The sequence below is a fragment of the Vibrio sp. NH-UV-68 genome, assembly GCF_042940635.1.
In the GTDB taxonomy this organism is placed as follows: domain Bacteria; phylum Pseudomonadota; class Gammaproteobacteria; order Enterobacterales; family Vibrionaceae; genus Vibrio; species Vibrio pacinii.
Map to the genome: position 1 here is coordinate 792,288 of NZ_CP134975.1, position 18,611 is coordinate 810,898.

16 protein-coding genes are annotated in these 18,611 nt (G+C 45.1%); 6 read left to right on the top strand and 10 right to left on the bottom strand.

The genetic code is table 11. The features are described 5' to 3' along the window. Positions 1–41: 41 nt before the first annotated feature. The 5 genes from ViNHUV68_RS03745 to nagA all read right to left on the bottom strand — a co-directional run bounded on the left by ViNHUV68_RS03745 (position 42) and on the right by nagA (position 7,586). Entirely contained in the window at positions 42–1,433 is a 1,392-nt protein-coding gene (locus tag ViNHUV68_RS03745; RefSeq protein WP_038177199.1) for a peptide MFS transporter, read from the bottom strand. 251 nt (positions 1,434–1,684) lie between these two features. Next, positions 1,685–3,349: an asparagine synthase B gene (gene asnB, locus ViNHUV68_RS03750; protein WP_038177198.1), complete on the bottom strand. Its 1,665-nt coding sequence runs from the start codon at positions 3,347–3,349 to the stop codon at positions 1,685–1,687. A gap of 214 nt (positions 3,350–3,563) precedes the next feature. Continuing rightward, the gene (locus ViNHUV68_RS03755) at positions 3,564–5,147 is read right to left on the bottom strand and encodes a cation:proton antiporter family protein (RefSeq protein WP_038177197.1); all 1,584 of its coding nucleotides are present in this window, start codon (positions 5,145–5,147) and stop codon (positions 3,564–3,566) included. 85 nt (positions 5,148–5,232) lie between these two features. Next, complete coding sequence (locus ViNHUV68_RS03760) at positions 5,233–6,447, bottom strand: ROK family protein (RefSeq protein ID WP_391089403.1); 1,215 nt, start codon at positions 6,445–6,447, stop codon at positions 5,233–5,235. Positions 6,448–6,449: 2 nt separating this feature from the next. Continuing rightward, positions 6,450–7,586, bottom strand: coding sequence for an N-acetylglucosamine-6-phosphate deacetylase (nagA, locus tag ViNHUV68_RS03765; protein WP_038177191.1), 1,137 nt, complete (start codon positions 7,584–7,586; stop codon positions 6,450–6,452). A gap of 480 nt (positions 7,587–8,066) precedes the next feature. Between nagA and nagE the strand changes: the two genes are divergently transcribed. Further along, positions 8,067–9,641: an N-acetylglucosamine-specific PTS transporter subunit IIBC gene (nagE, locus tag ViNHUV68_RS03770; protein ID WP_038177188.1), complete on the top strand. Its 1,575-nt coding sequence runs from the start codon at positions 8,067–8,069 to the stop codon at positions 9,639–9,641. Between the two features lie 287 nt (positions 9,642–9,928). Beyond that, complete coding sequence (gene glnS / locus ViNHUV68_RS03775) at positions 9,929–11,599, top strand: glutamine--tRNA ligase (RefSeq protein WP_038177187.1); 1,671 nt, start codon at positions 9,929–9,931, stop codon at positions 11,597–11,599. Between the two features lie 83 nt (positions 11,600–11,682). Here the strand turns inward: glnS and fcrX are convergent, their stop codons facing one another. After that, complete coding sequence (gene fcrX / locus ViNHUV68_RS03780; RefSeq protein WP_038177186.1) at positions 11,683–12,129, bottom strand: ferric iron uptake transcriptional regulator FcrX; 447 nt, start codon at positions 12,127–12,129, stop codon at positions 11,683–11,685. Between the two features lie 203 nt (positions 12,130–12,332). Between fcrX and ViNHUV68_RS03785 the strand changes: the two genes are divergently transcribed. Continuing rightward, positions 12,333–12,833: a DUF4442 domain-containing protein gene (locus ViNHUV68_RS03785; protein WP_038177185.1), complete on the top strand. Its 501-nt coding sequence runs from the start codon at positions 12,333–12,335 to the stop codon at positions 12,831–12,833. Between the two features lie 37 nt (positions 12,834–12,870). Here ViNHUV68_RS03785 and fldA read toward each other — a convergent pair whose 3' ends face one another. The 3 genes from fldA to ViNHUV68_RS03800 form a co-directional block, all read right to left on the bottom strand. Further along, on the bottom strand, positions 12,871–13,404 hold the full coding sequence (gene fldA, locus ViNHUV68_RS03790) for a flavodoxin FldA (protein WP_038177183.1): 534 nt from the start codon (positions 13,402–13,404) through the stop codon (positions 12,871–12,873). Between the two features lie 42 nt (positions 13,405–13,446). Then, on the bottom strand, positions 13,447–13,668 hold the full coding sequence (locus ViNHUV68_RS03795; RefSeq protein ID WP_038177182.1) for a DUF2788 domain-containing protein: 222 nt from the start codon (positions 13,666–13,668) through the stop codon (positions 13,447–13,449). A 93-nt stretch (positions 13,669–13,761) separates the two neighbouring features. Then, positions 13,762–14,526: an alpha/beta fold hydrolase gene (locus tag ViNHUV68_RS03800; protein ID WP_391089407.1), complete on the bottom strand. Its 765-nt coding sequence runs from the start codon at positions 14,524–14,526 to the stop codon at positions 13,762–13,764. 93 nt (positions 14,527–14,619) lie between these two features. Between ViNHUV68_RS03800 and seqA the strand changes: the two genes are divergently transcribed. Together seqA and pgm are read left to right on the top strand one after the other, a co-directional pair. Then, positions 14,620–15,159, top strand: a complete 540-nt coding sequence (gene seqA, locus ViNHUV68_RS03805; RefSeq protein WP_038177179.1) for a replication initiation negative regulator SeqA — start codon at positions 14,620–14,622, stop codon at positions 15,157–15,159. 87 nt (positions 15,160–15,246) lie between these two features. Further along, a complete protein-coding gene (gene pgm / locus ViNHUV68_RS03810; RefSeq protein WP_391089409.1) occupies positions 15,247–16,893 on the top strand; it encodes a phosphoglucomutase (alpha-D-glucose-1,6-bisphosphate-dependent) in 1,647 nt (548 codons plus the stop codon). Positions 16,894–16,948: 55 nt separating this feature from the next. Here the strand turns inward: pgm and ViNHUV68_RS03815 are convergent, their stop codons facing one another. Further along, positions 16,949–17,704 (bottom strand): DUF1853 family protein, encoded by a 756-nt coding sequence (locus ViNHUV68_RS03815; RefSeq protein WP_391089411.1) that lies wholly within the window; start codon positions 17,702–17,704, stop codon positions 16,949–16,951. Positions 17,705–17,829: 125 nt separating this feature from the next. Here ViNHUV68_RS03815 and ViNHUV68_RS03820 point away from each other — a divergent pair, with 125 nt between their 5' ends. Continuing rightward, positions 17,830–18,588 carry a Nif3-like dinuclear metal center hexameric protein gene (locus tag ViNHUV68_RS03820; protein ID WP_038177176.1) on the top strand — a complete coding sequence of 253 codons (759 nt, stop codon included), beginning with the start codon at positions 17,830–17,832 and terminating at the stop codon, positions 18,586–18,588. The last annotated feature ends 23 nt before the right edge of the window (positions 18,589–18,611 follow it).

Sequence of the window (18,611 nt, forward strand, 5' to 3'; positions counted from 1 at the left end):
TTCGGGCGTTTTTTTTAGCAAATCGGCAATTATTATGGCAGTTAAGCAACCTGGACTTGTTGCTCTTCTATCTGCTGTGAGTTGGAAATCGGTGTTTCTGCACCGTGCATCCAACCAACTAGTGTGTTTGAGAACATCAATAGAATCACACCAGATACCGTGGCCGCGATGGCAATACCACCGAAGATAGGCAGTGCTCCTAGTTCGCCAACGTGTGAACCAATCAGGCCTGCGACATAGTTAGCAATCGCGTTGAAGCCAAACCATGCACCCATCATCAGCGATGCTAGGCGAAGCGGTGCTAGCTTAGTCACGAGCGATAAACCGATAGGCGATAAGCACAGTTCACCAAGGGTATGGAAGAAAAAGGCGCCAACAAGCCATAGCATTGATGTTTTTACGCCGGTGTCACCACCTTGCTCAAGTACTGCACCAATCATACATAAGAAACCGAGAGCGAGGAAAAACAGAGCCAAGGCAAACTTTACCGGAGAGTTCGGTTCTTTAGGCCCCAGTTTTACCCACAGCGCTGCTAGTACTGGCGCGAGTGTGATAATAAAGAATGGGTTAAGTGATTGGAACCAAGCCGCAGGAACCTCAAATCCACCGATCATACGGTCAGTGTATTGCTGAGTGTAAATGTTCATTAGGCCGCCTGCTTGTTCGAAACCGGCCCAGAACACGATCACAAATAAGCCCATTAGTAACACGACTTTTAAGCGATCGACTTCTTGCTTGGTTAACGGCTGCTTGTCAGCCGATTGCTGCTTTTCTCGAGCGAGTGTCGCTGCTGGAACCACACCGATATCACCTAACCAAGACTTAGCAAGCGTCATTTGCATGATCAGGCTGATAATCATACCGATACCGGCGACGGCAAAACCGGCTTTCCAACCAAACGAATCGGTCGCTGAGCCTGCCACCACGCCAGCGAGTAGCGCACCAATATTGATCCCCATATAGAAAATCGTAAAGGCACCATCGCGGCGGTTGTCACCTTCTGAGTATAAGTCACCCACCATAGTCGAGATGTTCGGTTTAAAAAGACCATTACCTGTTATTAGCAGAGCCAAACCAAGGTAAAAACTATGTACAGTGCCCAAGCCGAGCATATCTGCCGGTAGTGCCAAGGTAAACTGACCAATGGCCATCAGAGCACCACCAATCATGATCGAACGGCGTTGACCAAGATAGTTGTCAGCCAGCCATCCACCGAGCATTGGCGTGATATAAACCAAACCGGTATAGATACCGTAGAGATCGAGTGCCTCTTTGGTTGTCCAGCCTAAGCCGCCGTTAAGTGTGGTGTCAGTGAGATAAAGAACCAAGATCGCTCGCATTGCATAATACGAGAAGCGCTCCCAGAGTTCTGTACCGAATAAGAGAAATAGACCGCGAGGATGGCCTAAGATTTGATGTTGTTGGTTTGCCATAAGTTTTATTAATGTTGTCAATTAAAGTTTTTTATATGTAATTAGATATACTACTTAGAGTAATTAACTGCAATGGTGGCAAAATTTAGCTCTTTAAATAAATTGCGTATAACTGTCTGAAAAGAGTAGGGAAGTTATTTATGTAATCAGATAAGTGGCGTGCTACAAACTAAGTTTGCAAAAAAGAGCGGTCTGTGGGCAAAAAAAGAGGCGCCACTGGCACCTCTTGTAATCTTGGTTATTTAACCATGTTAATAAGCGTCGTTATGAACACTCTTAACGGCACGACCTGATGGATCGGCCATGTTCTTGAATGACTCGTCCCACTCAATCGCTTTTGCTGATGAGCAAGCTACAGATGGGCCTCCAGGAACACACTCGGCCGCTGATGGTAGCGGGAACAACTCTTCGAAGATCTCACGGTACGCGTAACCCTCTTTGGTTGTTGGTGTGTTGTATGGGAAACGGAATTGCGCTGTTTCCATCTGTTGATCCGTCACTTTTGCTTCTGCAACTTCTTTTAAGGTATCAATCCAGTTGTAGCCTACACCGTCAGAGAACTGCTCTTTTTGACGCCATGCGATAGATTCTGGCAAGTAATGTTCAAAACATTCACGCAGGATATGTTTTTCCATCTTGCCGTTGCCACACATTTTATCTTCAGGGTTTAGACGCATTGCTACATCAATAAATTCTTTGTCTAGGAAAGGTACACGACCTTCGACACCCCATGCCGCCAATGATTTATTAGCGCGAGCACAGTCAAACATGTTGAGTGCGAGTAATTTGCGTACCGTCTCTTCGTGGAATTCTTTGGCATTTGGTGCTTTATGGAAGTAGAGATAGCCACCGAAGATTTCGTCAGCGCCTTCACCAGAAAGAACCATTTTGATGCCCATTGCTTTGATCTTACGTCCCATTAGGAACATTGGCGTTGAGGCGCGAATGGTAGTGACATCGTACGTTTCGATGTGATAAATCACGTCACGAATGGCATCAAGACCTTCTTGGATCGTGTAAGTCATTTCGTGGTGAACGGTACCAATTTGGTCTGCGACTTCACGGGCCGCTTTTAGATCCGGCGCGCCCTCTAAACCAACAGCAAACGAGTGCAACTGTGGCCACCATGCTTCTGATTGCTCATCATCTTCAATTCGCATCGCTGCAAAACGTTTAGCAACGGCAGAGGTAATTGACGAATCTAGGCCTCCAGACAATAAGACGCCGTATGGAACATCGGTCATTAGTTGGCGTTTAACCGCCGCTTCTAGTGCCTCGGTCAACTCTTCTTTGCTGGTACTGTTACCTTGAACCGCGGCGTACTCATTCCAATCGCGGATATAGTAACGTTGTGGTTTGCCATCCGTTGAGCTGAGGTAGCTGCCAGGAGGAAACTCGCTGACTGTTTTACAAACTGGTACCAGTGCCTTCATCTCTGATGCAACATAGTAGTTACCATGCTCATCATGGCCTTGATAAAGCGGGATTATGCCGATGTGGTCACGACCAACTAAGTATTGATCTTTCTCTTCGTCATAAAGCACGAAAGCAAAGATACCGTTGAGCTCTTCAAGTAGGTCGGCACCCATCTCTTGATAAAGTGCAAGAATCACTTCACAGTCAGAATCAGTTTGGAAGTCGTATTTGCCTTCGTAACGCGCACGCAGCTCTTTATGGTTGTAAATTTCGCCGTTAACCGCAAGGATGTGTTTTTTATCGGGGCTGTATAAAGGCTGGGCACCACTATTAAGACCAACAATGGCTAAGCGTTCGTGTGCGAGGATCGCTTTCTGAGATGAATAAATGCCTGACCAGTCTGGGCCACGATGGCGAAGCATCTTAGACATTTCTAACGCAACAGGTCGCAATGCCTCAGCATCGCTCTTTATGTCAAGAATACCGAAAATCGAACACATACCACTTCCCTTTAAATAAATATCAATCTGTTGAGTTCAATTTGCCATTCTGATTAAAAAAATCAACCGTAATTAATAAAAAGAATTAAAGAAAGGCCTAGTCGTTAAATATTATTTATCAAAATGGCTGTTTTAATGAATGAAAGCTAGGTTGTGTTCTTTTTTTGTTCACTTTGGCAAAAAAGGTAGCGAAACGCTACCTAAATAAAAGTGACTATTTAGAAAACTTCGGTTGCAGTTGGTCGCAAACATGGCGAGCAAAACCACTACCTGCCTCACGATAAATGTTAAAGGCGGCGTCGACACCTCCTTCAATTAACGTATCCATTTGATCTGGATATTCAGCAATAGCGGCAATTTGGCCTTGGAAGTTTCGGCTCTTTAACTGTTGCAATGCGATCTGGTTACCTTGGTGATGTGGCATTGCTAATAAAACCAACTTAACATTCGCGGTATCTAAAATTCGCTCCCAGAAGTCTGGGTCGGTTGCATCGCCAGCAATCACATTACGCCCGAGCGCTTTGTGTTCGTGCGCTGCATCTTCGCGTACTTCAATACCCAAGCTGATTTTTCCATAACGATGTCGTAGCTCGTCATAAGCGCCAGTTCCTATTCGACCCATACCTAAAATGAGTACTTGAGCATGACCTGGGTTGATTAACTGATCGCGCGTATTGAGCTTCTCTGCGGCATGTTCTCGTAGCCAACGGCCAGAACGTTGATAAAGCGCATGTCCGTGACGGTTAAGCGGGGCCGAGACGATAAAGGAAATGGATACCGCCATTGCAAGAGCGACCAAGATATCGCCACTCATCCACCCCATTTTAAATGCTAGACCACCGACAATTAAGCCAAACTCGCTGAAGTTAAACAGACTTAATGAAGCTAATAGAGAAGTGCGAACGCGGAATTTAAATCCGTTGAGCACAGCGAAATAGAGCACGCCCTTGATTGGTAGCAATAGTAAAAACAGCAGTGCCATGGCAAAACCAGACAGAGTTGGCTGGGCGGATAAACCAATATTTAAGAAGAAGCAGACCAAAAAGAGTTCTTTGAGATTAAATAAAGATTTGGAGAGCTCCGAGGCTTTTTTATGAGCCGCTAACAACATTCCGAGGATTAGGGCGCCAAGATCGGGTTTCATGCCCACAAGCTCAAATAACCCCGCGCCAACCACTAGAGCAAAGAAAATGCCTAGTAATACTAACATTTCCCCGTGGCCAACCCAGTCGAGCAATTTGTACAGTAGTGGGCGCACTAATGGCAAGGCGAATAAACCGATCGCGTACCATTCAGGTAATTTGCCCGTTGAGGCGGTTAAGAATACCACGGCAAAGATATCTTGCATGACCAAAATACCGATAGCGATGGTACCGTAAGTGGCGTTCAGTTCGCCTTTTTCTTGCAGTGACTTAACGGCAAATACCGTGCTTGAGAAGGAGAGGGCGAAGCTAAGTAGCACCACTTGATCAATCGACATCGCTGCCAGTGAACTGACCCCTAAGAACTTGAAGCACATCAGGACGGCACTAAAGAGTATCGTCGAAAGCAGGTTGTGTAAGGTCGCGCCTGCCCAGATCTCTTTAGACAACAAGGTCTTGATATCAAGCTTCAAACCGATAGTGAACAGCAGCAGGGTGACACCGAGATCGGCTAACGTGATGATGGTCTGGTTGGTTTGCAATCCGACGGCATGTAAACCAAAGCCTGCCAATAGGAAGCCAACCAGTGGCGGAAGGTTGCATTTAAGTGCGATGAAACCAGCGAGAAATGCCGCTGAAATTAAGATCAGTTCCATATTGATGATGTTTCGTCCTACAAAAAACGGGCCACATGTGTAGCCCGTTATTCTAACTCAATTAGTTGCTTACTGGTTAAGAAGATTAATCTTCTAACAATTTTTGTAACAAAACACCATTGAGCATAGCACGCTTAATCATGGCAAAAGCGCCAAGAGTCGGTTGCTTATCGATCTTTGAAGCGACGATAGGTAAGCCACTGTGGAAGGTCGTGAGTGATTGATTTTCAACATTACGGCGAATAGCAGGGAAGAGAATATCTTCACATTGAGTAATATCACCAGCGATGACGACTTTTTGTGGATTGAATAAGTTAATCGTAATCGCTATCGCTTTACCAAGTTGGTTGCCAACGCGCACAAGGCTCTGTTTGGCGAGCTCATCACCGAGATTGGCGTGCTCACAGACATCGGCAATGCTAATAGTGTCTAACTCGGATAAACTCGACTGGTACCCTTGGTTGATCAGTTTATTGACGCGCTCGATAATGGCGGGGTTAGCGGCAACGGTTTCAAGGCACCCAAAGTTACCACATTGACATTGCTCGCCAAGTGGATCGATTTGGATATGGCCGATTTCACCAACGTTGCGATTAAAACCAAGAAATACCTGACCATTGACGATAATCCCTGCTCCCGTACCACGGTGAACACTGACTAAAATAGAATCTTGGCAATCTTTGCTAGCACCGAAATAGTGTTCAGCTAACGCCATGCCGCGTACGTCATTACCAACAAAACACTCGACGTGGAAACTTTTTTGGATAATGCCCGCCAGTTCAAGATTATCAATCGAGATATTTGGCATGTACTCAACCACACCCGTTTCGGGATTAACCAAACCAGGTAGCGAGATTCCGATCGCGATTAACTGGTTGATCATGGTTTGGTTGGCGTGAATAAAGTGTTTGAGTTGAGACAGAAGACCGTCAACCAACTCTTCTTGAGTGGTATAGAAAAATTCAGTGTAATCTTCAGCCAGCGCTTTGCCGCCCAAGTCGTATAGACTGAACTGAATGTAATCACGACCAATACGGATAGCAACCGAATGAAACGGCTCAACTTCGGTCGTGAGTGAAATAGCACGTCGACCGCCCGTTGATGCTTGTTGCGCGACTTCTTTAATTAGGCCGCGCTCAAGTAGTTGGCGGGTGATTTTTGTAACACTGGCAGGAGCCAGTTGACTGACGTCGGCAACTTGAATCCTTGAAATTGGACCTTGTTGATCGATCAGTCTGTACACTGCTGCACTATTTAGTTGTTTTACTAAATCTACGTTACCTATTTGTCCGCCATTCATGCTTAATTTTGCTCGTATTGTCCGTTAACAACAGTCGCTTGGACGTTGAAGTCACGATCAAAAACAGTGAGGTTTGCAACTAAGCCTTTCTTAACACGGCCAAGTTGGTGGTCAACACCGATTGCTTTCGCAGGATACAAAGTAGCCATGCGGAGTGCTTCGTCCAGAGCGATACCGACGTGCTCGACAGTGTTTTGTACTGCCTCAATCATAGTGAGGGCTGAGCCGCCTAGTGTGCCATTTTCATCAACACACTTACCCTCTCGGTAATATACTTTCTTACCAACAAAAATAAAGTAATCCATGTCAGCGCCTGCAGGAGCTGTGGCATCGGTCACTAATACTAATTTTTCGCCCTTAATTTTGTGCGCAATTCTGATATTGGCATAGTCGACGTGGAAGCCATCGGCGATGATACCCGCATAGACATCGGAGGTATCGTAAATGGCACCAACCACACCCGGTTCACGACCTACCATTGGCGTCATAGCGTTGAATAAGTGCGTGGCAAAAGTGATGCCCGCTTCAAAGCCTTTACGCGCTTCTGTGTATGTCGCATTAGTGTGGCCAATCGATACTACAATACCTGCCGCTTTTAAGCGCGCGATATGTGCTTGATCATTGTGTTCAGGCGCTAGGGTAACTTTAGCGATCACATCGGCATTGTCACAGATGAAGTCAATCATACTGTCATCGGATGGGCGGATGTAATCGACACTATGGATACCTTTCTTCATCACGTTGAGGTAGGGACCTTCAAGATGCAAACCCAGCGATTGATTTTGGTATTTACTGTGATAGTCACGCGCAGCCGTGACGGCTTGGCGCATATCGTCATCAGAAGAGGTAATTAAAGTCGGTAAAAAACTGGTACAGCCAGATTTAAGATTTGCTTGATGCATGATGTGCATGGTTTCTGCGGTGATTTCATCATTAAGCATGACACCACCACAACCATTTAACTGTAGGTCGATAAAGCCAGGACTTACATTTGCGCCATTTAGGTCACGAGTCTCAACGTCATCTGACAGCTCAGATTGTGGGCAAATCGCATCGATAAGGCCGTTATTGATGATGATAGCGTGCTCGCTGAGAACATCACTACCAGTATATATTTTACAGTTAGTTAGCGCATACATGGTTAGCTAATCCTTATATTAGATTCATAATACTTTTAGTCATCTAACTGAAGCATTTAAGTAACATTAATGTACTTTATTTGTAAGCATCAATTAGATCGCAAAATATTGCTAGCAAACGAAAAAAAAAGTCGTAAAAAATCGTTATAAAACCCAATAGCTGTAAGCTTGGTAAATGAATTACTGATGACTTATATTGTCATGTAATACCTTGGCTAACAACGTTAAAGGCTCTTGTATATAGGACAAGAGTAACGCGAATTTGACTGATATATTGCTATTTTTTTGTATTGTAAAATAAGTTTTATGATCTCGCTAGCAAAAACCTTGAATATTGGCCATTTCTGGTGATTATGATCACAAATGATAAGGTTTTAATTTGCGGAGCAAAATTAATGTCATAAACTGAACAGGACTAAATTGAGCGACTAAAAAAAGTAGCTCTGCAAACTACAAAAAATCCTATAGGGGGAACTTAAGGTGAATATTCTCGGATATGCGCAGAAGTTAGGTAAAGCTCTTATGCTACCTATTGCAACGCTTCCCGTTGCGGCGCTCTTACTACGTTTAGGTCAAGGCGACTTGCTTGACATTCCATTTATGGCGCAAGCTGGTGGTGCGATCTTCGGTGAACTTCCACTTCTGTTTGGTCTTGGTATCGCGATTGGTCTTTCTAAAGACGGTCAAGGTGCTGCTGGCCTAGCCGGTGCGGTTGCTTACTTTGTATTAACCGCCACAGCAACAACAATTAACGCTGACATCAACATGTCATTCTTTGGCGGTATCATCGCTGGTATCATTGCTGGTCACTCTTACAATGCTTTCCATGCAACTCGTCTTCCTGAGTGGCTCGCATTCTTCTCTGGCAAACGTCTCGTTCCTATTATGGCCGGTCTGTTTGCGTTAGTAGCTGGTGCGATAGCTGGTGTGGTTTGGCCTTCTATCCAAGGTGGCCTTGATGCACTTGCACATGCAGTATCAACGTCTGGCTCTGTTGGTCAGTTTGTTTATGGTACGCTAAACCGTGCGCTTATCCCTGTCGGCCTTCACCACGTTCTGAACTCATATTTCTGGTTCGGTATGGGTACCTGTCAAGAAGTTCTAGTCACTGGCGCGCAAGCGGCGGGTAATGCACTTCCTGCACTTCAACAATTGTGTGTAGACCCTGCACTAGCGAAGACATTAGTTGCTGGTCAAACTCATACATTTGAATTCGCTAACGCTGTGAACCCAGAAATCACTGCGACTGTAAAAGAAGTGACTGAAACTGTTAAATCTGGCGACTTGCACCGTTACTTCGGTGGTGATAAATCTGCTGGCGTATTCATGAACGGCTTCTTCCCTGTGATGATGTTTGGTCTACCAGGTGCCGCTCTTGCAATGTACCTAGCAGCGCCTGCTGAAAAACGCAGCCAAGTTGGTGGCGCATTGTTCTCAGTGGCTTTCTGTTCATTCCTAACAGGTATCACAGAGCCGCTAGAATTCATGTTTGTATTCCTAGCTCCAGCCCTATACGCGATGCACGCGGTATTTACAGGTCTTGCTCTAGTGGTTGCTAACATGTTTGGTACGCTACACGGCTTTGGTTTCTCTGCAGGTCTTATCGACTTCGTATTGAACTGGGGTCTAGCAACTAAACCAGTTACGCTACTTATTATCGGTCTAGCATTTGGTGCTCTATACTTCTTCACCTTTACCTTCGCAATCCGCGCTTTCAACTTGAAATCGCCAGGCCGTGAAGATGATGACGAAGAGACATCTGTAGCCCCAGCTGCTGACGCGAAGAAAGGCGACCTAGCGCGTCAATACCTTAAAGCTCTTGGTGGTCATGATAACCTGACTTCGATTGATGCTTGTATCACTCGCTTACGTCTAACACTTAAAGATCGCTCTGTTGCTGATGAAGCGGTACTTAAGAAACTTGGCGCTAAAGGGGTAGTGAAACTGGGTGAAAATAACCTTCAAGTTATCCTTGGTCCTCTAGCAGAAATCGTCGCTGGCGAAATGAAAGCCATTGGTGCGAACGATGACCTGTCTGATGTAAAACTACCATAATCGTTTCATTGCGAATTCGGTAGTCACCAAAGCCTCCTTCGGGAGGCTTTGTTATTTTTAGTGGTAAAACTTTGCATAAATTGGTTGCAGCATTCGCTGGAGAGGCTTAGTCGAGTTAGTTTTGCGCCTTATCATAGTAATTGATGGATTATTTACGCTTTAACGTGCGGTTGTAGTTGTGTATTACTAAAGAATTGTGGATCATTAGTCGCTATGTGCTCTGAGCATTTTTAACGCCCTCAGAGCGGAATTTATCTGACAATACTAAAATAATTGAGGTGCTATAGATGAGTGAAGCTGAAGCTCGTCCATCGAATTTCATTCGCCAAATCATCGATAAAGATCTAGCGGATGGTAAACACACAAGCGTGCATACTCGTTTCCCCCCAGAGCCAAACGGCTATCTACACATTGGTCACGCTAAGTCAATTTGCTTGAACTTTGGTATTGCTCAGGACTATCAGGGTAAGTGTAACCTTCGTTTTGATGACACAAACCCAGAAAAAGAAGACGTTGAATACGTTGAGTCAATTAAGAATGATGTAAGCTGGTTAGGCTTCGAATGGGATGGTGAGATCTGTTACTCATCAAACTACTTCGATAAGTTGTACGGCTATGCAGTGGAATTAATTAACAAAGGCTTAGCGTACGTTGAAGAGCTAAGTCCAGAGCAGATCCGCGAATACCGTGGTACGTTGACACAACCGGGCAAACCAAGCCCATATCGCGATCGTACGCCTGAAGAAAACCTAGCACTATTTGAAAAAATGCGTGATGGTGGATTTGAAGAGGGCAAAGCGTGTTTGCGCGCTAAGGTTGATATGAGCTCTTCGTTCATGGTGATGCGTGATCCTGTGATCTACCGTGTGCGTTTTGCAACTCACCACCAAACTGGTGACAAGTGGTGCATTTATCCTATGTACGACTTTACTCATTGTATTTCGGATGCACTTGAAGGGATTACACACTCACTGTGTACTCTAGAGTTCCAAGATAACCGCCGTTTGTACGACTGGGTGTTAGAAAATATCACGATTGACTGCCAGCCTCGTCAATACGAGTTTAGCCGCCTGAATCTTGAATATACCGTGATGTCAAAGCGCAAGCTAAACCAACTCGTGACTGAAAATTTGGTTAATGGTTGGGATGATCCACGTATGCCGACCATTTCAGGTCTTCGTCGTCGTGGTTTCACACCGGCGTCTATTCGTGAGTTTTGTAAGCGAATTGGTGTCACCAAGCAAGAGAACATGATCGAGTTTAGTTCATTAGAATCGTGCATTCGTGATGACTTGAACGAAAACGCTCCTCGCGCTATGGCTGTGCTAGATCCGGTCAAAGTTGTGATTGAAAACTTTGCTCAAGATAGTGTTGAAACGCTAACGGTTGCTAATCATCCGAATAAGCCTGAGATGGGTGAGCGTCAAGTTCCGTTCACTCGCGAGGTATGGATCGAGCGTGAAGATTTCCGTGAAGAAGCAAACAAGAAATACAAACGCCTTGTTCTAGGTAAAGAAGTACGTCTTCGTGGTGCGTATGTGATTAAAGCTGAGCGTATCGAGAAAGACGACCAAGGCAACATCACAACGATCTTCTGTAGTTACGATGCTGACACTTTGGGCAAGAACCCAGAAGATGGTCGTAAAGTAAAAGGCGTGATTCACTGGGTATCGGCTGATAAAGGTCTACCGGCAGAAATTCGTCTCTATGATCGTCTGTTTACTGTGCCAAATCCAGCGGCAGCAGATAACTTTGCCGACACGATTAACCCAGAATCGCTGCTCGCAGTTAAGGGTTATGTAGAACCGAGTTTAGCCAGTGCGCAAGCGGAAAAAGGCTATCAGTTTGAGCGTATGGGCTATTTCTGTGCTGATGGTAAAGATTCTAAGCCACAAGCATTAGTCTTCAACCGCACGGTTGGTCTACGTGATACTTGGGCTAAAATCGAGTCTAAATAACGTTAAAAAGATAAATGCCAGCGTAGAGCTGGCATTTATTCGATCAAACTAGTCAAAAAAGGCGCTGATGAGCGCCTTTTTTATTATCTTGCTTTGTGAGCGTTAGGATCGTTTTTACAACTACCATCAATACACTTGCCGTACAAATAGAGGCTATGGTTGGTTAGAGTTACGTTGTATCTTGCCGCGATCTCTTTTTGACGCTCTTCAATTACGTCGTCTGAAAACTCAATGACCTCACCACAATCTAGGCAGACAAGGTGGTCATGATGGTGCTGGGTTGATAGTTCGAATACTGACTTACCACCTTCAAAGTGATGGCGTGTCACGATACCGGCGTCATCAAATTGGTTTAAGACACGGTAAACGGTAGCAAGACCGATCTCTTCTCCTAGATCAATCAGCTTCTTATATAAATCTTCAGCGCTAATATGTTGGCATTCTGGTTGCTGTAGTACTTCTAAAATCTTGAGTCTTGGTAGAGTAACCTTAAGACCAGCATCCTTTAGCGCTTGGTTATTGTCTGACATATACTTTCCTGTTGATGATCTGCAGTAATTAACAGAATTCAATATTGCTATCATTATAGGGCAGTAGCTACTAACAATAAACCACGAACTTCAAGGGGTTACTACTCTTTTTTTATAAACTAGTGTGAGGTCACTGATAAACGACATCCGACCAGTTACAATTATGCAACATTTATTGAGTAAATCATCTTTAGGAATGAACGATGAATAAATCATTGGCAAAAGTCTACAAGCCTGGCGTGGTTAAGTTTGCGCTCAATTCGTGGCCACCATTTTGGGGCTCAGGAATCAAAATCCTTTCGATTAGTGATGATTTTCGTCAAGTGAAAATGCAGCTTAAGTTACGTTGGTGGAATAAAAATGCCAATCGAACCCAATATGGAGGAAGCATTTTCTCACTCACAGATCCCGTGTACTCGTTAATGCTAATGGGGATACTAGGTGAGCGCTATTACGTGTGGGATAAAGAGGCAAGTATTAACTTTATCAAGCCAGGACAAAGTGACTTGTATGCCGAGTTCTGTGTCACTCAAGATCAATTGCAAGATATCTTGGCCAAAACCGCCGAAGGAGATAAGTGTTTCCCTGAATTTATTATCTATGTCAAAGATAAACACGGCAGCGTAGTTTCCGAAGTGCAGCGTAAATTGTATGTGCGCAAAAAACCGCAGTTTAGAGAAGAAGAACAGCAACAAACGGCATAAAAAAACCTCCCAGCGGAGGTTTTTAATCGATGAGGCATTAGCCTTCTAGTTCAGCTAGACACATCTCATCATAAATTTGCTTACACCAGTTTTTCACGCGTTCTTCGGTGAGTTCTGGTTGACGGTCTTCATCGATACATAGACCAACGAACTGGCTATCATCACTTTCAACCAGACCTTTAGAAGCTTCGAATTCATAGCCTTCGGTTGATGTGTAACCTAGGATTGTACCGCCTTTCGCTTCAACGATATCGCGTACAGTACCCATTGCGTCACAGAAGTACTCTGCGTAGTCTTCTTGATCACCACAACCAAAAATTGCCACTAGCTTGGTCGAAAAGTCGATTTGCTCAAGCTCAGGGAAGAAATCATCCCAGTCACATTGTGCTTCACCGTAATACCAAGTCGGGATGCCAAGTAGCAGAAGATCAAAGTTGTCGATATCTTCTTTGCTGCTTTTGGCAATATCTTGAACGTGAACCAGTTGTTTACCCAGTTGCTTTTGAATCATCTTTGCTACAGCTTCAGTATTACCTGTATCGCTACCAAAGAAGATGCCTACACTTGCCATAAATTCGTTACCTTTACTCAATTATGTTGTGACTGTGGCGCGTCAGCCTATGCCACCACCTTCCCAGCTCATCTGAATAATGCCTTTGGCAATAAATCCAGCGCAGCCTAGGAATAGGACTAACCACACAATGCGACGACCGAAAGGGGGGACATTTCCCGCTTTTAATACATCTTTTATCGCCATCCCTATTAAGAAAAAGATAGACGCAAAAAGTAGATCGAGACCGATAGACTCGAGCATATTCATGTAGTCGTAAAGCATGCAATCCCTTTGTGCCAAATTACTTGGGCCGAACTATACCATTGTTGCTAGATAAAGTTAACGATCAGAGCACTACGGATATCTCATTCTGTTTTACACAATGAATTTACGGATCGCACGCAGTACTTCCGCGGGTTTTTCGGCGTGTAACCAATGACCCGTATTGGCAATGACGTGCGCTTTGGCGCGACTAAACTGCTTTTGAACCTCTGGTTGGTGCTCTGCAGTTAGGTAGTCAGAATCGCCTCCTTTGATGAACAGGGTCTCAATGGCAGTCGCTTTTATCGGTTGCCAGTCGAGAATATTCCAGTAGTTTTTAGCTAAGCTCTCGGCATTAAATCGCCACGCTAAGTGTTGACCTGAGTTATAGAGCGATTTACTGAGAAATTGGCGCACACCTTCAAGTTCAATGTGCTCGGCCAAAATCTCGAGCGCATCTTTACGGCTGCTTGGCTTGCGCTCGATGACCGCATGCAGGCCATCAAATACATTATCATGGCGGCTTTGGCTGTATTTAACAGGTGCCATGTCCAACACCAATAATTTGCCGATCTGCTCACCTGCAATCTCAGCTAATTTCATTGCAACTTTGCCCCCCATCGAGTGACCAATCACTATGGTATCGGTAAGTTCGAGGTGTTTAAGTAGCCGTTGTACATCCAGAGCCATCGAGGCGTAGTCGTGTTGCGGCGAATGGAACGATGCGCCATGATTGCGAAGATCTAAGCTGATCACGCGGTGATCGGCTTTAAGATCGCGAGCAAGTAGGCCAAGGTTGTCCAAATTACCAAATAATCCATGGATCAGAATGATAGGTCGACCCTGACCTTCTTCTTTATAGTTGAGCAGTTGTGACATTTTTATTTTATTCGTGACAGGTTAACCGTAGAGTCTCTTTAAAGATCTCGCTATAATCCCTCAGAGTTTAAACATAGAGATTGTGAAAAGCGAATGAAAACAATTGAGGTTGATGAGGATCTATACCGTTACATCGCAAGTCAAACCCAGCATATTGGTGAAAGTGCCTCGGACATTTTGCGTCGTTTATTGATGACAGACGCACCTGCCCCAGTTGCTCAGCCGCAGGAGATGACACAAGCTAAAGGTGTGGTGGTGAGTAAAGACGCAATAAAAGAAGAAACGTTCGACGGCGTTAAGGAAATGCGTTCGTTACTGATTTCCGATGAATTTGCTGGTCTTAAGAAAGCGATTGATCGCTTTATGTTGGTTTTATCCACGCTGCATCGCATTGACCCAAATAGCTTTTCTGAAGCGACTCAAGTGAAAGGTCGTAAACGCGTTTACTTCGCTGACAACGAGCAAATTTTGCTAGCGAATGGCAACACCACCAAGCCAAAGGCTATTCCTGCTTCACCTTTCTGGGTAATCACCAATAACAATACCAGTCGTAAAAGACAGATGGTTGATCAGTTGATGGCAAGAATGAATTTCCCAGCAGATTTAATTGAGAAAGTGACGAACTCAATTTAAATAATTCTGATTGAAACCTCATAATGCGTGATTTGATTATCGTATTATGAGGTTTTTTGTTTTTGTAATTTAAGAAAGGATGTCAACATGGCGATGCACCCACGAGCGGGACAAAAAGCTCAGCAACAAGATCTTCATAATATTCCAGCCCTAGTTTCTAATTACTTCCTTCTCCAACCAAATCCAACCAAGTTAGAGCATAAAGTTGAATTTGGTACTTCTGGACACCGTGGTAGCTCAGATAAGTCGACCTTTAATGAGCATCATATTTTAGCGATTGCTCAGGCGGTGGCAGAAGTTCGTGCTGAAAAGGGCACTACAGGGCCGCTATTTGTTGGCAAAGATACCCACGCACTCTCAGAGCCTGCTTTTTCGACTGTGGTTGAAGTTTTGATTGCGAATGGCGTGACCGTGATTGTTCAACAAAACAATGGCTACACACCAACGCCAGGGATTTCGCACGCTATTTTGACTTACAACTTGCAACATGATGCGAAGGCCGATGGGATTGTGATAACACCGTCGCACAATCCGCCGCAAGATGGGGGGATTAAATACAATCCAACGCATGGTGGTCCGGCAGAAGGTGAGCTGACAGAAGCGATTCAAGATCGTGCCAATGCGTTGATCGCAGCCGGTTTAGTGGGTGTCAAACGCATGCCGCTCGACCAGGCAAAGGCCAGTGAGCTATTCGTTGAAATGGATTTGGTTAAACCGTATGTTGATGATCTGGTTAACGTCATTGATATGGAAGCGATTCAGAAAGCGAACTTGAAACTGGGCGTTGATCCGCTCGGAGGCAGTGGCATTGATTACTGGCGTCAGATTGGCGCAGCTTACCATTTAGATTTGACGCTTGTCAGTGAAGCGATTGACCCATCATTCCAATTTATGTCTCTCGACAAGGACGGCGTCGTGCGTATGGACTGCTCGTCTCCTTATGCGATGGCTGGTCTACTGGCGCTAAAAGACCAATACGATTTAGCGTTTGGTAATGACCCTGATTACGATCGCCACGGCATTGTGACACCAAAAGGGTTAATGAACCCGAATCACTTCTTGGCTGTGTGCATTGATTACTTGTACCGTCATCGCCAAGGTTGGGGCAAAGAGGTTGCCGTCGGTAAAACACTGGTATCGAGTGCGTTAATTGACCGTGTGGTCGCCGACCTTGGTCGTGAGCTTTGTGAAGTTCCGGTTGGTTTTAAATGGTTTGTCGATGGACTCTATCAAGGCAAGTTTGGCTTTGGTGGCGAAGAGAGTGCAGGGGCGTCGTTCCTGCGTAAAGATGGCACGCCTTGGTCTACGGATAAAGACGGTATCTTGCTTTGCCTACTTGCGGCTGAAATTACCGCTGTCACTGGTAAGAATCCGCAACAGTACTACGAAGAGTTGGCGGCCAAACATGGTGCGTCTGAGTACAATCGTATTCAGGCGGTGGCTAATGGCGCGCAGAAAGAGGTATTGAAAAAGCTTTCTGCTGATATGGTGACGGCGCAAACCCTTGCCGGAGAGGCGATCACGGCGCGCTTAACGCATGCTCCAGGTAATGGGGCCGCGATTGGTGGCCTTAAGGTGACAACACAAAACGGCTGGTTCGCCGCTCGACCTTCAGGTACCGAAGATATCTATAAGATCTACTGTGAAAGCTTTAAAGGTGCGGAGCACTTGAAGCAGATTGAAGCTGAAGCGCAAGAGATCGTTAATCAAGTATTTGCAGCCGCAGGTCTTTAATACCGTTCACTCATAATAATTTCAAGGGCTGACCATGTGTCGGCCCTTGTGGTTTTTATGTCTTTCCCGGCCAACTATCTGGCACCACAAACCAAAACTGGCCACTTGCGGTCTGTGCGTGAATAAAGCGACCATTGGGTTTTTCGACGAGGTTACCGATCTCAGTCTGTCCTATCGCCCACAAAGGTTTATCGAGCTCGTATAGTGGTTCGCCAATTTGCTCCCACTGATGTTGATAACACCAATGGCCTGAAATCTGACTTTGGTTGAGTTTGAGACCTAAACACTTGTCTGGGACAGGTTCTGGTGAAAACGGGTTGGTATAGAGTCTGCCTTGCAGCAACAGGTGTTCAGATAACTCCGTTAGTTGTGGATACTGAGCTAAGAACTCGGGTGTGGTGCTCATTTTAAGTTGGTGGGTTAACATCCGCTTAAGCTTTTTGTCGAGCTGATCATGTGCGTTAGGTCCGAACCAGGTTCCTTGATGAAGCAGGTAGAACTTTATCGCGACTTCCCAATGTTCTTGGCGGCGAGTTTGATGGTTATTGAGGATCAAGTCGATCGCCCCTAAGGTCTGACCGTTGTCTTTATTGATTTGCACTTCTTCTAGTTCAACAGAATAGCTCGAGGTATTGGTGAGCAGCTCGGTACATAAATGCTGATAGAGAAAGCCAAGCCTTGGGTTTCCGGAGTAGTCGCTGGTGTCGGTAGGGGAAAACGCCAGCTCTTGTAGAGACTCAAACGGGGCAATGCACTCGAATAGAGGGGGTGTCGTTGCGATCCAGTGATAGAAGCGTTGGTAAGGGCTCATCCTTTTACCTTAGTAAAACCAGTTATCACTATTGTAACCAGACCCTAGCATCACTGCTATGGTTGGAATACACTTTGCGACATAGAATCAAAGAGCGAGACGCTCATAAGTGATTGGAAGCTAAAATGAACATCTTACAATTAGAAAAAATATTAAATGAGAAACTATCGCCTCAGTTGATTAAAGACTATGCACCGAATGGCTTACAGGTTGAAGGTAAACCAACGATTAAGCGTATTGTTACTGGTGTGACGGCTTCACAAGCGTTGATTGATAAAGCCGTTGAACTTAACGCTGACGCGCTGCTAGTTCACCATGGTTATTTCTGGAAAGGTGAACCTGAGCCGATTCGCGGTATGAAAGGTCAACGTATTCGCACGTTAATCAAAAACGATCTCAATTTGTTCGGTTATCATTTGCCGCTTGATATCCACCCACAGTTGGGTAACAACGCGCAATTGGCTCGTTTACTGGATATCCAAGTTGAAGGTGGTTTAGAAGGGCATCCTCAATCTGTTGCCATGTATGGCCGACTAGACAAACCAATCACAGGCGCTGAATTAAGCGCCAAAATCAATCGTGTGCTCAATCGAGCACCACTGCATATTGCGCCAGACAATGCGGATAAGTTGATCGAAACGGTCGGTTGGTGCACTGGTGGCGGTCAAGACTACATAGAGTTGGCAGTAAAACATGGCCTTGATGCCTTTATTTCGGGTGAAATTTCAGAACGTACGACCTATTCAGCTCGAGAGCAAGCCATTCACTATTTTGCCGCTGGTCATCACGCTACCGAGCGTTATGGGGTAAAAGCGTTGGGGGAATGGTTGGCCAGTGAACATGGTCTAGAGGTTGAGTTTATCGATATTGATAACCCGGTTTAAATCAGCAATGCTATTTGGTACCT

Excerpts from the sequence above, each read along its gene's own strand:
- fcrX (WP_038177186.1), bottom strand. The coding sequence starts at position 12,129 with ATGTCAGACAATAACCAAGCGCTAAAGGATGCTGGTCTTAAGGTTACT.
- ViNHUV68_RS03785 (WP_038177185.1), top strand. The coding sequence starts at position 12,333 with ATGAATAAATCATTGGCAAAAGTCTACAAGCCTGGCGTGGTTAAGTTT.
- fldA (WP_038177183.1), bottom strand. The coding sequence starts at position 13,404 with ATGGCAAGTGTAGGCATCTTCTTTGGTAGCGATACAGGTAATACTGAA.
- ViNHUV68_RS03820 (WP_038177176.1), top strand. The coding sequence starts at position 17,830 with ATGAACATCTTACAATTAGAAAAAATATTAAATGAGAAACTATCGCCT.
- seqA (WP_038177179.1), top strand. The coding sequence starts at position 14,620 with ATGAAAACAATTGAGGTTGATGAGGATCTATACCGTTACATCGCAAGT.
- ViNHUV68_RS03795 (WP_038177182.1), bottom strand. The coding sequence starts at position 13,668 with ATGCTTTACGACTACATGAATATGCTCGAGTCTATCGGTCTCGATCTA.
- ViNHUV68_RS03815 (WP_391089411.1), bottom strand. The coding sequence starts at position 17,704 with ATGAGCCCTTACCAACGCTTCTATCACTGGATCGCAACGACACCCCCT.
- ViNHUV68_RS03755 (WP_038177197.1), bottom strand. The coding sequence starts at position 5,147 with ATGGAACTGATCTTAATTTCAGCGGCATTTCTCGCTGGTTTCATCGCA.
- glnS (WP_038177187.1), top strand. The coding sequence starts at position 9,929 with ATGAGTGAAGCTGAAGCTCGTCCATCGAATTTCATTCGCCAAATCATC.
- asnB (WP_038177198.1), bottom strand. The coding sequence starts at position 3,349 with ATGTGTTCGATTTTCGGTATTCTTGACATAAAGAGCGATGCTGAGGCA.
- nagA (WP_038177191.1), bottom strand. The coding sequence starts at position 7,586 with ATGTATGCGCTAACTAACTGTAAAATATATACTGGTAGTGATGTTCTC.
- ViNHUV68_RS03800 (WP_391089407.1), bottom strand. The coding sequence starts at position 14,526 with ATGTCACAACTGCTCAACTATAAAGAAGAAGGTCAGGGTCGACCTATC.
- ViNHUV68_RS03760 (WP_391089403.1), bottom strand. The coding sequence starts at position 6,447 with ATGAATGGCGGACAAATAGGTAACGTAGATTTAGTAAAACAACTAAAT.
- pgm (WP_391089409.1), top strand. The coding sequence starts at position 15,247 with ATGGCGATGCACCCACGAGCGGGACAAAAAGCTCAGCAACAAGATCTT.
- ViNHUV68_RS03745 (WP_038177199.1), bottom strand. The coding sequence starts at position 1,433 with ATGGCAAACCAACAACATCAAATCTTAGGCCATCCTCGCGGTCTATTT.